The sequence below is a fragment of the Nonomuraea sp. NPDC023979 genome (assembly GCF_040639085.1).
Classification (GTDB): Bacteria; Actinomycetota; Actinomycetes; order Streptosporangiales; family Streptosporangiaceae; genus Nonomuraea; species Nonomuraea ceibae.
The window spans coordinates 147,202-163,396 of record NZ_JBEZZG010000015.1 but is presented as its reverse complement, the minus strand read 5'-3'; the positions used below and the strand labels follow the sequence as shown (position 1 = coordinate 163,396).

The 16,195-nt window shown below is 72.6% G+C and carries 16 protein-coding genes and 1 tRNA gene; 15 read left to right on the top strand and 2 right to left on the bottom strand.

Annotation, left to right across the window (positions count from 1 at the left end; all coding sequences use genetic code 11):
- Positions 1–17 precede the first annotated feature (17 nt).
- The 3 genes from AB0G11_RS25745 (at position 18) to AB0G11_RS25735 (ending at position 3,648) form a co-directional block, all read left to right on the top strand.
- A complete protein-coding gene (locus AB0G11_RS25745; protein WP_357588681.1) occupies positions 18–1,298 on the top strand; it encodes a glutamate-5-semialdehyde dehydrogenase in 1,281 nt (426 codons plus the stop codon).
- Between the two features lie 66 nt (positions 1,299–1,364).
- A complete protein-coding gene (locus AB0G11_RS25740) occupies positions 1,365–1,541 on the top strand; it encodes a hypothetical protein (protein ID WP_357588679.1) in 177 nt (58 codons plus the stop codon).
- 91 nt (positions 1,542–1,632) lie between these two features.
- The gene (locus AB0G11_RS25735; protein ID WP_357588677.1) at positions 1,633–3,648 is read left to right on the top strand and encodes a protein kinase; all 2,016 of its coding nucleotides are present in this window, start codon (positions 1,633–1,635) and stop codon (positions 3,646–3,648) included.
- Positions 3,649–3,720: 72 nt separating this feature from the next.
- On the opposite strand, the gene AB0G11_RS25730 is transcribed toward AB0G11_RS25735, so the two are convergent.
- Positions 3,721–4,743, bottom strand: a complete 1,023-nt coding sequence (locus AB0G11_RS25730) for a M48 family metallopeptidase (RefSeq protein ID WP_219506865.1) — start codon at positions 4,741–4,743, stop codon at positions 3,721–3,723.
- A 95-nt stretch (positions 4,744–4,838) separates the two neighbouring features.
- Between AB0G11_RS25730 and nadD the strand changes: the two genes are divergently transcribed.
- The 12 genes from nadD (at position 4,839) to AB0G11_RS25670 (ending at position 15,144) form a co-directional block, all read left to right on the top strand.
- Positions 4,839–5,456: a nicotinate-nucleotide adenylyltransferase gene (gene nadD, locus AB0G11_RS25725; RefSeq protein ID WP_357588675.1), complete on the top strand. Its 618-nt coding sequence runs from the start codon at positions 4,839–4,841 to the stop codon at positions 5,454–5,456.
- A gap of 79 nt (positions 5,457–5,535) precedes the next feature.
- A complete protein-coding gene (rsfS, locus tag AB0G11_RS25720) occupies positions 5,536–5,931 on the top strand; it encodes a ribosome silencing factor (protein ID WP_219506860.1) in 396 nt (131 codons plus the stop codon).
- Complete coding sequence (locus tag AB0G11_RS25715) at positions 5,928–6,563, top strand: histidine phosphatase family protein (protein WP_219506858.1); 636 nt, start codon at positions 5,928–5,930, stop codon at positions 6,561–6,563. The genes rsfS and AB0G11_RS25715 overlap by 4 nt, the downstream gene beginning before the upstream one ends.
- Before the next feature lie 257 nt (positions 6,564–6,820).
- Positions 6,821–6,893 (top strand) — tRNA-Ala (locus AB0G11_RS25710).
- Positions 6,894–6,992: 99 nt separating this feature from the next.
- Positions 6,993–7,904 carry an MBL fold metallo-hydrolase gene (locus AB0G11_RS25705; RefSeq protein ID WP_357588673.1) on the top strand — a complete coding sequence of 304 codons (912 nt, stop codon included), beginning with the start codon at positions 6,993–6,995 and terminating at the stop codon, positions 7,902–7,904.
- A gap of 217 nt (positions 7,905–8,121) precedes the next feature.
- Complete coding sequence (locus AB0G11_RS25700) at positions 8,122–9,048, top strand: GNAT family N-acetyltransferase (protein ID WP_357588671.1); 927 nt, start codon at positions 8,122–8,124, stop codon at positions 9,046–9,048.
- Positions 9,045–9,752 carry a PIG-L family deacetylase gene (locus AB0G11_RS25695; protein WP_219506852.1) on the top strand — a complete coding sequence of 236 codons (708 nt, stop codon included), beginning with the start codon at positions 9,045–9,047 and terminating at the stop codon, positions 9,750–9,752. Before AB0G11_RS25700 ends, AB0G11_RS25695 begins: the two co-directional genes overlap by 4 nt.
- Entirely contained in the window at positions 9,749–11,359 is a 1,611-nt protein-coding gene (locus AB0G11_RS25690) for an ABC transporter substrate-binding protein (protein ID WP_357588670.1), read from the top strand. Before AB0G11_RS25695 ends, AB0G11_RS25690 begins: the two co-directional genes overlap by 4 nt.
- A complete protein-coding gene (locus AB0G11_RS25685; protein WP_308125820.1) occupies positions 11,356–12,327 on the top strand; it encodes an ABC transporter permease in 972 nt (323 codons plus the stop codon). The genes AB0G11_RS25690 and AB0G11_RS25685 overlap by 4 nt, the downstream gene beginning before the upstream one ends.
- The gene (locus AB0G11_RS25680; RefSeq protein WP_357588668.1) at positions 12,324–13,175 is read left to right on the top strand and encodes an ABC transporter permease; all 852 of its coding nucleotides are present in this window, start codon (positions 12,324–12,326) and stop codon (positions 13,173–13,175) included. The genes AB0G11_RS25685 and AB0G11_RS25680 overlap by 4 nt, the downstream gene beginning before the upstream one ends.
- The gene (locus AB0G11_RS25675; protein ID WP_357588666.1) at positions 13,172–14,176 is read left to right on the top strand and encodes an ABC transporter ATP-binding protein; all 1,005 of its coding nucleotides are present in this window, start codon (positions 13,172–13,174) and stop codon (positions 14,174–14,176) included. The genes AB0G11_RS25680 and AB0G11_RS25675 overlap by 4 nt, the downstream gene beginning before the upstream one ends.
- Positions 14,173–15,144 carry an ABC transporter ATP-binding protein gene (locus AB0G11_RS25670; RefSeq protein ID WP_308125819.1) on the top strand — a complete coding sequence of 324 codons (972 nt, stop codon included), beginning with the start codon at positions 14,173–14,175 and terminating at the stop codon, positions 15,142–15,144. Before AB0G11_RS25675 ends, AB0G11_RS25670 begins: the two co-directional genes overlap by 4 nt.
- Here AB0G11_RS25670 and AB0G11_RS25665 read toward each other — a convergent pair whose 3' ends face one another.
- Positions 15,145–16,146: a DUF2207 domain-containing protein gene (locus AB0G11_RS25665; protein ID WP_219506848.1), complete on the bottom strand. Its 1,002-nt coding sequence runs from the start codon at positions 16,144–16,146 to the stop codon at positions 15,145–15,147. It abuts the gene before it with no gap.
- Positions 16,147–16,195 lie beyond the last annotated feature (49 nt).

The window sequence follows — 16,195 nt, the reverse complement described above, 5'->3', positions numbered from 1 at the left end:
CTGATGAGGAGCACGCGATGTCCGAAGAGTTCCTGAAGGTCGCCCGCGCGGCACGTGAGGCCGCCGCCGAGCTGGCCCCGCTGCCGCGGGCGCCGAAGGACCGGGCGCTGCGTGCCGTCGCCGACGCCCTGGTCGCGCACGCCGCCGAGCTCGTCGAGGCCAACGCCGCCGACGTCGAGCGGGCCAGGGAGCAGGGCATCTCCGAGGCCATGATCGACCGGCTGCGGCTCGACGAGGCCCGCATCGGCGCGATCGCCGAGGCGGTGCGCCAGGTGGCCGACCTGCCCGACCCGGTGGGCGAGGTCGTCCGCGGCTCGACCCTGCCCAACGGGCTGGAGCTGCGCCAGCTCCGCGTGCCGCTCGGCGTCATCGGCATCATCTACGAGGGCCGCCCCAACGTCACCGTCGACGCCGCCGCGCTCTGCCTCAAGAGCGGCAACGCGGTGCTGCTGCGCGGGTCCTCCAGCGCCTACTCCTCCAACACGGCGCTGGTCGAGGTCATGCAGGAGGCGCTGGCCGGCACCGACGTCCCGGCGGGCGCGGTCCAGCTCGTGCCGGGGCAGACGCGCGACTCGGTCAAGGAGCTGATGCGCGCCCGCGGGCTGGTGGACGTGCTCATCCCGCGCGGCGGCGCGTCGCTGATCAACTCGGTGGTCGAGGAGTCGACGGTGCCGGTGATCGAGACCGGCGTCGGCAACTGCCACGTGTACGTCGACGCCGAGGCCGACGTCGACCTGGCCGTGCAGATCCTGGTCAACGCCAAGGCGCAGCGGCCCTCGGTGTGCAACGCCGCCGAGACGTTCCTGGTGCACGCCGACGTGGCCGACGCGTTCGTGCCCAAGGCGCTGGCCGCGCTCGCGGACGCCGGCGTGACCGTGCACGGCGACGACCGGATCGCCGGTTATGGCGAGGTGGTGCCCGCGACCGAGGACGACTACCGCGCCGAATACCTCTCGCTCGACATCGCCGCCGCCGTCGTCGGCTCGCTGGAGGAGGCCGTGGCCCACATCAGGCGCTACGGCTCCGGCCACACCGACGCCATCGTGACCCGCTCGCAGGGCGCCGCCCGCCGGTTCGTGTCGCTGGTCGACTCGGCCGCCGTCGCCGTCAACGCCTCCACCCGGTTCACCGACGGCGGCGAGTTCGGGTTCGGCGCGGAGATCGGCATCTCCACCCAGAAGCTGCACGCGCGCGGCCCGATGGGGCTGCCCGAGCTCACCTCCACCAAGTGGGTCTACACCGGCGAGGGCCACCTGCGCACCGCCGAGGGCACGGTAATCCCCGGGCCAGGATGCTGACCGGATCCGGTAGCGGGCGGTGTGTCGGCCGCTGACGCTCCGCGCGCGCCGCGTTGACTGGGGCCCATGGAGATCGTCATCGCCCTGGGCTCCGCCGTGGCCGTGCTGTTCGGCGCCGACCGGCTGATGCTCTGGCTGGAGAGGCACGGGCACGTCCGCTGGCGGCGCACGCGCCGCGTCCCGCCCGCGCAGCAGCCCACGGCCGGCCTCGACAGCCTGCTGTCCGAGCAATCGTCGCGATAAACCTGCGCGTGCTCCGGCGCGCCGCGGCCCTTCCTCCTGGCCTCGGCGCTAGGGTTGTATCCCTTATGGGCGCGCCGAGCGGGGAGGGACGGTGAGCAAGCTCGGCAAGGTCGGGCCATACACCCTCCTCGAGCGGCTTGGCCGGGGCGGCATGGGCGAGGTCTACCTCGCCAGCGCACGCCGCGGCGAGCGCGTCGCGCTGAAGGTGCTGCACGACCTCAACCAGGACGACTCCTCCCGTGTCAGGCTCGAACGCGAGGTGCGCGCGCTGCGCCGCGTCGAGAGCCCGTACGTGGCCACCGTCCTCGACGCCGATCTCGCGTGTGCCAGGCCCTACCTGGTCATGGAGCACATCGACGGCTCGACGCTGCTCGACCTGGTGCGCCAGGAAGGGCCGCTGGACCTGCCCCGGCTCATGCAGCTCGCGCAGGGCATCGCGGCGGCGCTGGCCATCATCCACGCGGCCGGGGTGGTCCACCGCGACCTCAAGCCCGGCAACATCATCATGGGCGCCGACGGGCCGGTGCTCATCGACTTCGGCATCGCGCAGGTGCTCGACGCGACCCGGCTCACGATGACCGGCACGTTCCTCGGCACGCCCGGCTACACCGCGCCGGAGATCTTCGCCGACGAGCAGGTCGACTCGCCCGCCGACGTGCACGCCTGGGCGGCGACGGTGGCGTTCGCGGCGACCGGGCGGCCGACGTTCGGGCGGGGGACGGCCGAGGCGCAGATGTACGCGGTCCTCAACGGGCAGGCCGACCTCAAGGGCGTGCCCGTGGCGCTGCTGCCGCTGGTGCGGGCCGCGCTCAACCGGGAGCCCGGCAAGCGGCCCACGGCGGCGCTGCTGGCAGACCGGCTGGCGCGGCTGGCCAAGGCCACCGGGGCCGATCCTGACGTCCGGGCCGCCGGGGACGAGGCCAAGGGGGCCGCCGCCCGCGCCCGTACGGGTGAGGACGGGTCGTCGCGGGGGCGGACGAACGACGAGGCCGCCGCGGCGCGGACGGAGGGCAAGGTGCCCGCGCCCCGGCGTACGGGCGTGGACGGGAAGGGCGGGCGCGGCCGTCCGGGGCTGGAGGGCAAGACGCCCGCGCCCCGCAACCGCGCGGGCGACACTCCCATCCCCCGCAGCGCCTCCGGGGACGGCCCTCGTGGCCGGTCGGGAGACGCCGCCGCGCCCCGCGGCGGCACCGGTGACACGCCGGTGCCGCGGAGCCGGGCCCAGGAGGGCACGGGGACGCGCAGGGGCGGGGAGGTGCCCGCGCCGCGCGGCCGGGCCGGGGACACGCCCGTTCCCCGCAACAGGGCGGGTGACGCGGCCGTTCCTCGCAACAGGGCGGGTGACGCGGCGGTTCCCCGGGGGCGGGCCGGGGAGGCGGCCGTTCCTCGGGGGCGGGGTGCGGAGGGGCCTGCGGCGGCGGTGCGGAGCCGGGGCGGCGACGGGAAGAGCGCCGTGGTGCGGAGCCGGGCCGACGACGGGAAGGTGGCAGCGGTCCGGAGCCGGGCCGGCGACGGCGTGAAGGCGGCGCGCTCGCGCGGCAGGGCGCAGGCGGGCGGTGGGCGGCTCAGGTCCGAGACGGCGGCCACCACACTGCCGGCGGGCAACACCGCGCTGCTGCTGCTCGCGGTGCTGGCCGTGCCGTGCGTGGTGGCGTCGGTGATGTGGCCGATCGCCTGCGTCGGCATCACCGCCGTGTTCGTGGTGCTGATCAGGACGTGCTGGATGAGCCACTGGATGGTCAGGAAACGCGCCTCACGGCGGGTGCGGGTGACGCTGCGGGTGCTGCTGTTCCCGTTCGCGCTGACGGGGGCGGCGACGACGGCGGCGGTCTGGCCCGGGGTGCCCGCGGCCGTGGCGGCGGGCGGTGCGCTGTGGATCACCGGGGGCGGCGAGATCGACTCCACCTGGTGGCAGCAGCCCGCGCCGGTGACCGCGGCGGGTGTGGTGTTTGGGATGTTGTGCGGTGGCATCACCGGGCGGGAGATCGAGCGGATCGGCGCCCGGCTGCCTGAGCTGCGGAGGGAAGGGCTGCGCGCACTGGCCGTGCTGGGCGGTTTCGTCGCCCTGTGCGCGGCTGCCGTGCGCGCGATCGCCCTGCTGCTGTGAGACCGCCGCTGAAAGACCGCGCGGTGAGAACGCAGGTGTTCGTGCGTGACGGACGGTGAGCCAGGCGGCGGGTCAGCCCTGGCCGCCGTCGCGGCGCGCGAAGCGGTTGAAGATGCGCTCGCCGGCGTTGACGGCGCCCTCGGCCACGTCGCGCAGGACGCCGATGAACGGGTCCTGGGACTCCGACCAGGAGCGGCGGTAGGACTCGGCGGCGGCCTTCATCTCCTCGGTGACGCGCGCGTTGGGGTCGTCCTCGCGGCGCGGGTAGTCGCCGCCGATGATGCGGTCGTACTCGCCGCTGCGCTGCCACTTGTCGAGCTCGGCCACGCGCACCACGGCGAACGGGTGGGTGGTGCCGAGCAGGTTGAGCACCTTGAGGAAGCCGTCGCGCAGGTCGCCGGCGGTGTCGTACTCGGCGTACTGCTCCAGGAACGCCTCGATGTTCATCTCGTGCGTGTAGTCGCCGCCGGCGAGCTTCATCAGCGCGCGCTTGGCGGCCTCGGGGTTCTGGCTGGTGAGCAGGCCGCCGCGGTCGGAGGAGAGCTCGGACTTGCGGTACCACTCCTCCAGGCCGGCCACGATCGCGCGCAGGCCGATGTAGCCGAGCGGGATCCAGGCGACACGGGCGGCGAGGCGGGTGAGGATGTCGAGCATGGTGCGGTAGACCGCGTGGCCCGACAGGATGTGGGAGGTCTCGTGGCCGATGACGAAGCGCTGCTCCTCCTCGTTCATGAGGTTGAGCAGGCCGGTGGTCACGACGATGAACGGGTCGTCGAAGCCGATGGCCTTGGCCTGGACCTGCGGATCCTGCTGGACGTAGATCTCCGGGATGCGGTGCAGGTCGAGCGTGTAGGCGGCGTCGCGGCCCATGTCGTAGAGGGAGCGGAACTGGGTCTCGCTCACGCGCACGGCGGAGGCGAGATACATCAGGCGGAGACGCCGCTCGCTTACGAGGCCGGACATCTGCTTGAGCACCGTGTCGAACCCGCTCAACTTGCGCAGAGCGACCAGAGCCGACCGGTCTGCGGGGTGTTCGTAGGCACGGGAAGAGATGCCGGGCAGTTGGACGCGGCTGCGGTCCGGGGTGGTCGTCATGCCCGGCATGCTACGTCCGCAACCGGTGTGATGCGCGGTCATCATCGAGGGGGGTGCCCGCATGTTGGGGAGAGAGTCCGCGTAAGGTCCGTTTCATGATGAACGCGCCTGGTGTCCAGGGGAAGCGACGCGTGGGTGTTATGGGCGGTACGTTCGATCCCATTCACCACGGTCACCTGGTCGCGGCCAGCGAGGTCGCTCACCATTTCAATCTCGACGAGGTCGTGTTCGTGCCCACGGGCAGGCCGTACCAGAAGTCGGAGCGGGAAGTGTCCGCGCCCGAGGACCGCTATCTGATGACGGTCATCGCGACGGCGTCGAACCCGCGCTTCTCCGTCAGCCGGGTGGACGTGGACCGGCCGGGACCGACGTTCACCATCGACACCTTGCGGGACATCTCCCGGGTCTACGGGTCCGGGGTGGAGCTGTACTTCATCACCGGGGCCGACGCCCTCGGCGCCATCCTCGGCTGGCAGGACGCCGAGGAGCTGTTCGACCTGGCGCACTTCGTCGGCTGCACCCGGCCCGGGCACACGCTGCACGACCCCGGGCTGCCCGAGGGGCGCGTGACGCTGCTGGAGATCCCGGCCCTGGCGATCTCGTCGTCGGAGTGCCGGCAGCGGGTCGAGAAGGGCGAGCCCATCTGGTATCTCGTGCCGGACGGCATCGTGCAGTACATCAACAAACGCGGGCTCTATCACGCCCACGGCTGACGCGCGTGAGGCGGGGCGGCTGAAAAGGGTACCCTCAACATAAGGGCATGTTGCCGACACAGGAGGACCGACCCGCATCGTGACAGCATCCGACAGAGCCGTCCAGCTCGTGCAGATCGCCGCCGAGGCGGCCGCCGACAAGCTGGCCGACGACATCCTCGCCTACGACGTCAGCGAGCAGCTCGTCATCACCGACGCCTTCCTGCTCTGCTCCGCCACGAACGATCGCCAGGTCCGCGCCATCGTCGACGAGATCGAAGACAAGCTGCGCACCGAGGCCGACGCCAAGCCCGTCCGCCGCGAGGGCGAGCGCGAAGGCCGCTGGGTGCTCCTCGACTACATCGACATCGTCGTGCACGTCCAGCACGAGGAGGACCGCACCTTCTACGCCCTGGAGCGGCTGTGGAAGGACTGCCCGGCCATCGGCCTGCCGGAGAGCGTGATGCAGGCCAACATCCAGAGGGCGCGCACTTGAGCAAGCGCATCGTCTGCCTCAGGCACGGGCAGACCCTGTGGAACGTCGAGCACCGCTTCCAGGGCCACTCCGACATCCCGCTCGACGAGACCGGGATCGCCCAGGCGGCCCGGGCGGCCTCGCTGCTCGCCTCGCTCCGGCCCACCCTCATCGTCTCCTCCGACCTTCAGCGGGCCAACGAGACGGCCCTCGCCCTGGGCCGGATCGTCGGCCTGGAGGTCGGCGTCGACAAGGACTTCCGCGAGCGCGGCGGCGGTCAGTGGGAGGGCCTGACCCGCGAGGAGATCGCCGCCCGCTGGCCCCAGGAGTACGTCAACTGGGAGGCGCCCGACGGCGAGGCCGTGCCGGACGTCGCCGCCCGGGTGGGCGCCGCGATGCGCCGCTGGGCCGCCAAGCTCGACGACGACGGCCTGCTCGTCGTCGCCTCGCACGGCGCGGCGCTGCGGCTGGGCATCTGCGAGCTGCTGGGGCTGCCGCAGGAGCTGTGGTCGGCCATCGGCGGGCTCGGCAACTGCTCGTGGTCGGTGCTGGAGGAGGGCCGCCGGGGCTGGCGGCTGCTCGAGCACAACGCGGGCACGCTGCCCGAGCCGATCAGCAGCGACGACAGTCCCGACGCGGAGGGCCGGCGCTGACGCGGTCCGCCGGCGTGACGGCGCCGGCGGTCTTCGGCGTGCCCCCAGACGGCGCATCGGGCAGTGCGTGCCTCCGGACAGTGCGTGCCTCCTGACAGCGCGCGCCCCGGGCAGTGCGTGCCTCCTGACAGCGCGCGCCCCGGGCAGTGCGTGCCCCCGGGCAGCGCGGGCAGCGTGGGCAGCCGCGATTATGCGAATCTCGCGGATGGCTATATGCTCTCCGAGCGCCGCAAAGAGCACACTCCGCGCGGTGACCAGGGGCTATGGCGCAGTTGGTAGCGCGCCTCCATGGCATGGAGGAGGTCTGGGGTTCGAATCCCCATAGCTCCACCCCTCAGCACGTTTCCCAGCCCGTCATCGTGGTCATCACGGTGGCGGGCTTTTCCGTATCCCGGATGACCCGAAGCGGAGGCGGAGGGAGAGGCGGACATGGGGTCGCTGCACGAGATCGGGCCCGGCGTCCACGCGTGGGTGCAGCCGGACGGCACCTGGTGGCTCAACAACGCCGGGGCCGTGGCCGGCGACGACGGCCTCGTGGTCGTCGACACCTGCGCGACCGAGCGGCGCACCCGGCGCTTCCTCGGCGCGCTGGCCGAGGCGACCGGCGGCGCGCCGGTGCGGGTCGCGGTCAACACCCACCAGCACGGCGACCACGCGTACGGCAACAGCGTGCTGCCCGCCGAGACCGTGATCTTCGGGCATGAGGCGATGCGGGCGGCGCTGCTCGTCGATCCGATCATCGACGGCTGCCCGCCCGTGTGGGAGCCGGTGCCCGACTGGGGGAACGTGACGCGCCGGCCGCCCTCCGTGGTGTTCCGCGACGAGGTGGCCGTCTACACGGGCGCGCGGCGGGTGGAGTTCCGGCATCCCGGTTACGCCGCGCACACGCCCGGGGACGTGGTGGCGTGGCTGCCGGAGGAGCGGGTGCTGTTCAGCGGGGACCTGCTCTTCCACGGGCTGACGCCGCTGGTGTTCATGGGGTCGCTGGAGGGGGCGCTCCGGTCGCTCGACTGGCTGGCGGCGTTCGGCGCCGAGCGGGTCGTGCCGGGGCACGGGCCGCTGACCGACGCGGCCGGGCTGCCCGGGGTGCTGGCGGCGCACGAGCGCTACTACCGGTTCGTGCTGGACGTCGCGCGGGCGGGGCGGGCCCGGGGGCTCACGCCGCTGGCCGCCGCCCGGGAGGCCGACCTGGGCGAGTTCGCGGGGTGGGCGGACGCGGAGCGGCTGGTGCTCAACCTGCACCGGGCGTACGCGGACGCCGAGGGCGCGGAGATGGACCTGCTCGCCGCCCTCGGCGACGCCGTGGCCTACCACGGGGGGCCGCTGCCGACGTCGGTCTGACCCGGGATCATGGCCGCGGAGCCCGTACGCGCCGGTCCGGACTCCGTGCGCGGGGGGATTCGGCGGGGGCCGGAATGCGCAACATTCCATACTTACCGGACACGAAGGAAAGTTTCAATAGGGTCATAAAGCAGGAAAATTTCTGCCCGAAAATCATTGACCACGGGGGTTAACACTCGGAAAGCTGGCCGCGAAGCCCAGGTGAAAGGACCGGCCGATGGTCACTGTCCGAGCGTTCGCCGCGGGGGACGAGGGCTCCCTCGTCGACGCCTGGAACCGGAGCATGCCAGGCGACCCCACGACCGCCGGGTGGCTGCGCGACTGCGTGCTGCTCGACCCGAACTTCGACCCCGGCGGCCTGCGGGTGGCCGTGGCGGACGGCCGCGTCGTCGGCTGCGCGTACGGGGTGCGCAGGCGGACGCCGCTCGCGCCGGGCACGGACCTGGAGCCCGGCATGGGATGGATCCCGTTCTTCTTCGTCGCGCCCGAGCACCGGGGCCGGGGGCTGGGCCGGAGGCTGATGGAGGAGGCGCTGGGCTTCCTCGACGGCAGGACGGTGGACTTCGCCTCCTACACGCCCGGCTACGTGCTTCCGGGCGCCGACCCGGAGCTCTACCCCGACGGGTTCCGGCTGCTGGGCGCGCTGGGGTTCGAGACGCTGTACTCGCCGGTCGCGATGGACCGGACGCTCGTCGGCTACGTGGCGCCGGACGAGGCGGGCGAGCTGCGGGCCGCCCGTGAGGCCGAGGGGTACGCGTTCCGGTCCCCGGTGGACGGGGAGCTGCCGGAGCTGATCAGGTTCGCGGCCGAGGAGTTCAACCCGGACTGGGGCGAGGCGATCAGGCGCCACGCGAACCCCGACCGCATGGTCATCGCGAGAAAGGGCGGCGTCGTCGGGTTCGCGCTGTACGGGGCCTACCGGGGCATCCCCGAGAGGTTCGGCCCGTTCGGGGTCGACCCGGCGCAGCGCGGCACCGGCCTTGGCAAGATCCTCCTCCATCTCACCATGACCAGGATGCGCGCCGAAGGGCTGCACTCGTCGTGGTTCCTGTGGACCGGCGAGACCAGCCCGGCCGGTCACCTCTACACCAAGGCGGGCTACGAGATCACCAGGCGGTTCCACGTGATGAGGCGGCCGGCATGACCCACGTCCTGGCCATCGGCGCCCACGCGGGTGACCTCGACCTGACGGCGGGCGCGGTGCTCGCCCAGCACGTCCTGCGCGGCGACCGCGCCACGCTGCTGCACCTGACGCTCGGCGAGCGCGGCCACCCGCGCATGAGCGTCGCCGACTACGCCGAGCAGAAGCGCGAGGAGGCCGAGACGTTCGCCGGGCGGATCGGCGCGGGCGTGCGCTTCCTCGACTACGAGGACGGCCTGCTGCCCGAGGACGACGACGTCAAGATGCGCGTCGGCGACCTGATCAGGGAGCTGCGCCCGGACGTGATCCTCACCCACTGGGGCGAGTCCATCCACAAGGACCACGCCCGCACCCACCGCATCGTCCAGGACGCCCGCTTCTACGGCGGCCTGAAGACCCTGGCGCGCGACCTGCCCGCCTACTGGGCCGGCGAGCTCTACTACGCCGACAACTGGGAGGACGCCGACGGCTTCACCCCGGACGTGTTCGTCGAGCTGAGCGACGAGGCGTACGAGATCTGGTCGCAGGCCATCACCGGCTACGCCTACGCCAGGGGCGAGACGTACGGATTCCCGTACGTGGACTACTACCGGGCGCTGACGGTCGTGCGGGGCGCCCCGGCGGGGTTCCGGCGGGCGCAGGCGTTCGCCGCGCCGAAGGGGTCGCGGAACCTGCGGACGAGCTACTTCGGAAAGGCGTCGCAATGAAACGCAGCCTGGCGGCCGTGGCGGCCCTGGTCCTGGCGGTGGCGGGATGCTCCGGCGGCGGTGGCGCCGGGGCCGGGCGGACGGCGAGCGCGCCCCCGCTGATCATCCACGCCATCGACTCGGGGACGTTCCAGGAGAACTTCAACCCGTTCCACCTCGAAGGCGTCAACTTCGGCACCAGCGGGATGATCTACGAGACGCTGGAGTTCTTCAACCGGCTCAAACCCGGCGAGGTCACCCCCTGGCTGGCGCTCAAGCACGAGTGGTCCGAGGACGGCAAGTCGCTCACGTTCACTCTGCGGCAGGGCGTCAAGTGGAGCGACGGCAAGCCGTTCACCGCCGAGGACGTCGCCTACACGTTCGAGATCATCAGGAAGCACCCCGAGCTGAACAAGAGCGCGCTGGAGCTGGAGGGCGCCGAGGTGCTGGCGCCGGACAAGGTCCGCGTCGACTTCGCCGGCACCTCCTACGCCAAGCTGTTCAACATCGCCGGGAACACGCCCATCGTGCCCAAGCACGTGTTCGAGAAGCAGAACCCGGTCACGTTCACCAACCCCAAGCCCGTCGGGACCGGCCCGTACACGCTGTCGTCGTTCAACGCCCAGCTGTACGAGATGGCGAAGAACCCGGGCTACTGGCAGCCCGGCAAGCCCGAGGTGCCGGTGCTGAAGTTCCCCGCCTACACGGCCAACGGCGTGCAGACGGCGCTGCGGCAGGGCGAGGTCGACTGGGCGGGCGCGTTCGTGCCCGACATCGAGAAGATCTACGTGCAGGGCAAGCCGGAGACGAACAAGTACTTCTTCCCCGCCGAGGGCGTCGTCGCGCTGCTGCCCAACCTGACCCACCCGGTGCTGTCCAAGCCCGAGGTGCGCAAGGCCATCAGCCTGGCCATCGACCGGGAGAAGATCGTCCGGGTGGCCGAGCGCGGCTACACCAAGGTCGCGCACCCGACCGGCATCCCGATGCCCGGCGGCGAGGCGTACCTGCCGCCCGAGCACAAGGACGCCGCGTTCACCGTCGACCTGGCCGAGGCCAAGGAGCTGCTGAAGGGCTTCGACCCGGGCGAGCTGAAGTTCGAGCTGCTGGTGCCGTCACCGTTCACCGACTGGGTCAACGCCGCCCAGCTCATCCGCGAGGACCTGGCCAAGGTCGGCATCACCGTCGAGACCCGGGGCGTGGCCTTCCAGGACTGGGTGTCGAAGGTCGGCAAGGGCACCTTCGACCTGTCGATCCGCGCCACCCCGGCCGGGGCCGAGCCGTACTTCCAGATGCGCTCGATGCTCTACGGCAAGCTGGCCACGCCCGTCGGCAAGTCGGCCACCGGCAACTACCAGCGGTGGAAGGACGCCGAGACCGACCGGCTGATCGACGCCTACGCCGCCACCGAGGACGAGGCCGAGCACCACAAGGCCACCCAGGCGCTCGGCCGGATCATGGTGGAGAAGCTGCCGACGCTGCCGCTGTTCTACAGCCCGAGCTGGGCCCAGTACCGCACCGACAAGTACGTCGGCTGGCCGACCGAGCAGGACCCGTACGCGATGCCGTCGCCCTACACCTCACCCGACGCGGCCGTGGTGCTGCTGCGGCTGAAGCCGGCGGGCACGTGAGGTTTCTCGCCAGGCGGCTCGGGTTCTACCTGCTCACGGCCTGGGCCGCCGTCACGCTCAACTTCCTCATCCCGCGCCTCATGCCGGGCGACCCGGTCGACCTGCTCGTGGCGCGGCTGAAGGGGAACGTGGACCCGGCCGCGATCGACGCGATGAAGCGCGCGTTCGGCATCAGCGACGCCAACCTGTGGCAGCAGTACGTGGACTACCTGGGCAACCTGTCGCGGGGCGAGCTCGGCCGGTCGATCACGTTCTTCCCCACCGAGGTGTCCACGGTGATCGCCGACAGCCTGCCGTGGACGATCGGGGTGGTCGGCGTCGCCACGCTGATCAGCTACGTGGTCGGCACCGCGCTCGGCGTGCTCATGGCGTGGCGGCGCGGCACCTGGCTCGACGGGGTGCTGCCTGCGGCCACGTTCATGCACGCGGTGCCGTACTTCTGGGTCGCGCTGGCGCTGGTGTTCGTCTTCGGGGTGACGCTGGAGTGGTTCCCCGTCAGCCGGGCGTACGCGCTGGACGTGGTGCCGGGGCTGACCGGGGAGTTCGCCGGCAGCGTCGTCTACCACGCGGCGCTGCCCGCGATCACGATCGTGCTCGCCTCGATGGCCGACCGCATCCTCGGCATGCGCAACGTCATGGTGACCACGCTGGGCGAGGACTACGTGGTGATGGCCGAGGCCAAGGGGCTGACGTCGCGCCGGGTCATGTGGGCGTACGCGGCTCGCAACGCGATCCTGCCCAACATCACCAGCTTCGCGCTGTCGCTCGGCTTCGTGGTGGGCGGCTCGGTGCTGACCGAGATCGTCTTCTCCTATCCGGGCATCGGGTCGATGCTGCTCAAGGGCGTGGAGAACGAGGACTTCCCGCTCATGCAGGGCATCTTCCTGGTGATCTCGCTGGCCGTGCTGGTCGCCAACTTCCTGGCCGATCTGGCGTACGTGATCCTCGACCCCAGGACCAGGCAATGAAGATCAAGATCGGGGCGGGCATCCTCGCCTTCTTCGCGCTGGCCGCGATCCTCGGGCCGCTGCTCATCGACGCCGACCCGGCCGCCACCAGCGACGCCGGCCTCCAGGGGCCGTCGGCGGCGCACTGGCTCGGCACCACCCAGACCGGGCAGGACGTGCTCGTCCAGCTCGTCTACGGGGCCCGCGTGTCGCTCGGCGTCGGCGTGCTCTCGGCGGTGATCGCCACCGTGCTCGCCGTCGCCGTCGGGCTCGTCGGCGGCTACTTCGGCGGCGCGGTCGACGAGGTGCTGTCCGTGCTCACCAACATCTTCCTGGTGCTGCCCGCGCTGCCGCTGATCATCGTGCTGGCGGGCTACCTGCCGCAGCGCGGCGTCGCCTCCGTCGCCGTGGTGATCGCCGTCACCGGCTGGGCGTGGGGGGCGCGCGTGCTGCGCGCCCAGACCCTGTCGGTACGCCGCCGCGACTTCGTGGAGGCGGCCAGGGCCGGCGGCGAGGGGGCGTTCCGGGTGGTGTTCTTCGAGATCCTGCCCGTGCTGCTCCCGGTGATCGCCACCAGCTTCCTGGCCACGGTCGTCGCGGCGATCCTGGCCGAGGCCGGGCTGTCGTTCCTCGGCCTGGCCGACCTGTCCACGGTGAGCTGGGGCAGCATGCTCTACTTCGCGCAGAACGGCCAGGCGCTGCTCATCGGCGCGTGGTGGTGGTTCATCCCGCCGGGGCTGTGCATCGCGCTCATCGGCACCGGGCTGGCGCTGGTCAACTTCGGCATCGACGAGATCGCCAACCCGCGCCTGCGCACCATAAAGCCCGCGCGCCGCAGGCCCGGGCGTGAAGGGAAGGTGAAGGCGTGAACGTCCTGGAAGTACGCGGCCTCGGCGTCGACTACCAGTCGGCCACGGGCGCCGTGCACGCGGTCGCCGACGTGACGCTCGACCTGCGGCGCGGCGAGATCCTCGGGCTCGCGGGGGAGAGCGGCAGCGGCAAGTCCACGCTGGCCAACGCCGTCGCCCGGCTGCTGCGCCCGCCCGCCGCGATCACCTCCGGCTCGGTGCTCTACCGGCGGCGCGACGGCACCGAGGCCGACGTGCTCGCGCTCGGGCCGAAACAGTTGCGCGCCTTCCGCTGGAAGGAGCTCGCCGTCGTCTTCCAGAGCGCCATGAACTCCCTCAACCCGGTCGCCACGATCGGCTCCCAGATCGACGACGTGCTGCGCATCCACGCGCCGGACCTGTCGCGCAAGGCCCGCGCCGCCCGGGCCGCCGAGCTGCTCCAGCGCGTCGGCATCAACGCCGACCGGCTGCGCGGCTACCCGCACGAGCTGTCCGGCGGCATGCGCCAGCGGGCCGCGATCGCCATCGCGCTCGCGCTCAACCCCGAGATCATCATCATGGACGAGCCGACGACCGCGCTCGACGTGGTCGTCCAGCGCGACATCCTGCACGAGATCGGCGCGCTGCGCGAGGAGTACGGGTTCGCCGTCGTGTTCATCACCCACGACCTGTCGCTGCTGATGGAGATCTCCGACCGCATCGCCGTCATGTACGCCGGCCGCGTCGTCGAGGTCGGCACCGCCAGGGCGCTGCGCACCGAGCCCCGCCATCCGTACACCGACGGGCTGCTGCGGTCCTTCCCCCGGCTGCGCGGGCCGCGCGAGGAGTTGCTCGGCATTCCCGGTACCCCGCCCGACCTTCGCTCGCCGCCGCCCGGGTGCGCCTTCCACCCGCGCTGCCGCCACGCCTTCGACGGCTGCGCCGACGAGCGCCCGGCGCTGCTGCCGGTGCCGGGCGGCGAGGTGGCCTGCCGCCTCAACGAGGGCGCCGGAGCTGACACTGCCGCACGGGAGGCGTCGTGATCGTCCTGGAAGGGCGCAACCTCACCAAGCACTTCACCGCCGCGCGCGGCCGGTGGGGGCGGCGGCCGCCGGTGCGGGCCGTGGAGGACGTGTCACTGGCGCTGCGGGCCGGGCGGGTGAGCGCGCTGGTCGGCGAGAGCGGCTGCGGCAAGAGCACGGTCGCCCGGCTGCTCGCCCAGGTCTACCCGGCCACCTCCGGCGACGTGCTGCTGCGCGGCGAGGTCGTGCGGGCGCACCGGGGAGCGGCGTTCCGCTCCTACCGGCGGCAGGTGCAGCTCATCTTCCAGGACCCGTTCGCCTCGCTGAACCCCTTCCACCGGGTCCGCTACCACCTGGCCAGGCCGCTGCGCGTGCACGGCCACGCCAAGTCCGACGCGCACGAGCGGGAACTGGTCGCCGAGCTGCTCGAACGCGTCAGCCTGACGCCCGTCGACCAGTTCATGGACAAGCTGCCGCACGAGCTGTCCGGCGGGCAGCGGCAGCGCGTCGCGATCGCCCGCGCGCTGGCGGTGCGGCCCGTGGCGCTGATCGCGGACGAGCCCGTGTCCATGCTCGACGTGTCGATCCGGCTCGGCGTGCTGCGGCTGCTGGAGAAGCTGGCCGACGAGAGCGGGCTGGCACTGCTCTACATCACGCACGACATCGCCAGCGCGCGTTACTTCGCCGAGGACATCACGGTCATGTACGCGGGCCGGCTGGTGGAGAGCGGGCCCGCCGAGGCGCTCACCCAGGCGGCGCGGCACCCGTACACGCGGCTGCTGCTGGAGTCGGCGCCGGACCCGGACCGGGTGACGCCGCGCGAGCGGCAGCGGCACGGCGAGCCGCCCAGCCTCGCCGACCCGCCCGGCGGGTGCCGCTTCCACCCTCGCTGCCCGGTGGCGCTGCCAGTCTGCTCGACCACGGTGCCGGGGCGCACCGAGCTGGGCGACGGCCGCTGGACGCACTGCTGGGAGGCCGCCGGGGACTGATCAGAACGAGCCGCCGCCCCCGCCGCCGCCCTCACCGGGGCTGTGGCTCGGCGTCCCGCCGGGCTGGCCCGCGTGATAGCCGTGGTCGCTGTAGGAACGGCCGGCACGGCCGCGCGCGGGACCGGACCGGCGGCTGAGCGGGCGGCGGGCGCGGCGTTCGACGATCACCAGGACGCCGGTCACCAGCACCGCCATCCCGGCGAACACCCACCAGGTGCCGTCGTAGGTCTCCGTGCCGACCGGGCCGCAGGCGGCGCCGCCCGCCGAGGTCACCGGCTGACGCCCGGCGCGCAGCTCCGCCAGCGTGGCCGAGCCGTCGCCCTCGCCGCGCAGCACCTTGCCGCCGGTGCTCGGCAGGTCGAGCCGGGCGGGCGGGAAGGCCAGGTCGAGCGCGAGCGCCTGGGCGCCGGGCACGGCCCGCGCGCTCGCCCTGGTCACCTGCCCGGCGGGCCCGGCGGCCAGCCTGCTCGCGGGCTGCCCGAACGCCTGGTGCCCGCCGCTCCCGGGCGGTCCGGGCAGGCGGACCGTGACCTCCAGCAGGTCCACGCCGCCCCGCCAGTGGGCGCCGCGCACCGGCAGGTGCAGGAAGGCGTGCCCGCCGAACACGGTGACCGCGTTCTTCAGCGTGTAGCCGAGCCGGAACGTCCGGGTGCTGCCGGGCGTGGCGGCCAGGTGCCACACCACGCGGTGCGGCCCGTCGGTCCCGCACGCCCGCTCGCTGTAGGTCCCGGCGCGTCCCGAGGAGTCCGGCTCCGCCGGGGCCACCTGCTCGTAGGCCGCGGACTCGCGTACCGACACGTCCTCCACCACGACGCCGGGAGCGCGCGGGATGTCCACGTACGCGCCCTTGCCCGGGCTCCGGTACGTCAGCGTGTGCTCCTCGACCACGGCCACCGTGCCGTCGGCGCGGACCGTGGCCGTGATCTCCGCTCTGGGCTGCGTGACGTGCGGCCCGGCGACCGGCTGCGGCAGCAGCCCGGCGGCCAGCACCATCAGCAGCATGCGCAATGTCGCCCCCGAAGCGCTGGTTGATCCTTTTGCGGCATTCTGT

Coding starts and splice junctions, on each gene's coding strand:
- AB0G11_RS25745 (WP_357588681.1), top strand. CDS start 18: ATGTCCGAAGAGTTCCTGAAGGTCGCCCGCGCGGCACGTGAGGCCGCC.
- AB0G11_RS25690 (WP_357588670.1), top strand. CDS start 9,749: ATGAAACGCAGCCTGGCGGCCGTGGCGGCCCTGGTCCTGGCGGTGGCG.
- AB0G11_RS25695 (WP_219506852.1), top strand. CDS start 9,045: ATGACCCACGTCCTGGCCATCGGCGCCCACGCGGGTGACCTCGACCTG.
- AB0G11_RS25665 (WP_219506848.1), bottom strand. CDS start 16,146: ATGCTGCTGATGGTGCTGGCCGCCGGGCTGCTGCCGCAGCCGGTCGCC.
- AB0G11_RS25740 (WP_357588679.1), top strand. CDS start 1,365: ATGGAGATCGTCATCGCCCTGGGCTCCGCCGTGGCCGTGCTGTTCGGC.
- AB0G11_RS25730 (WP_219506865.1), bottom strand. CDS start 4,743: ATGACGACCACCCCGGACCGCAGCCGCGTCCAACTGCCCGGCATCTCT.
- AB0G11_RS25705 (WP_357588673.1), top strand. CDS start 6,993: ATGGGGTCGCTGCACGAGATCGGGCCCGGCGTCCACGCGTGGGTGCAG.
- nadD (WP_357588675.1), top strand. CDS start 4,839: ATGATGAACGCGCCTGGTGTCCAGGGGAAGCGACGCGTGGGTGTTATG.
- AB0G11_RS25700 (WP_357588671.1), top strand. CDS start 8,122: ATGGTCACTGTCCGAGCGTTCGCCGCGGGGGACGAGGGCTCCCTCGTC.
- AB0G11_RS25680 (WP_357588668.1), top strand. CDS start 12,324: ATGAAGATCAAGATCGGGGCGGGCATCCTCGCCTTCTTCGCGCTGGCC.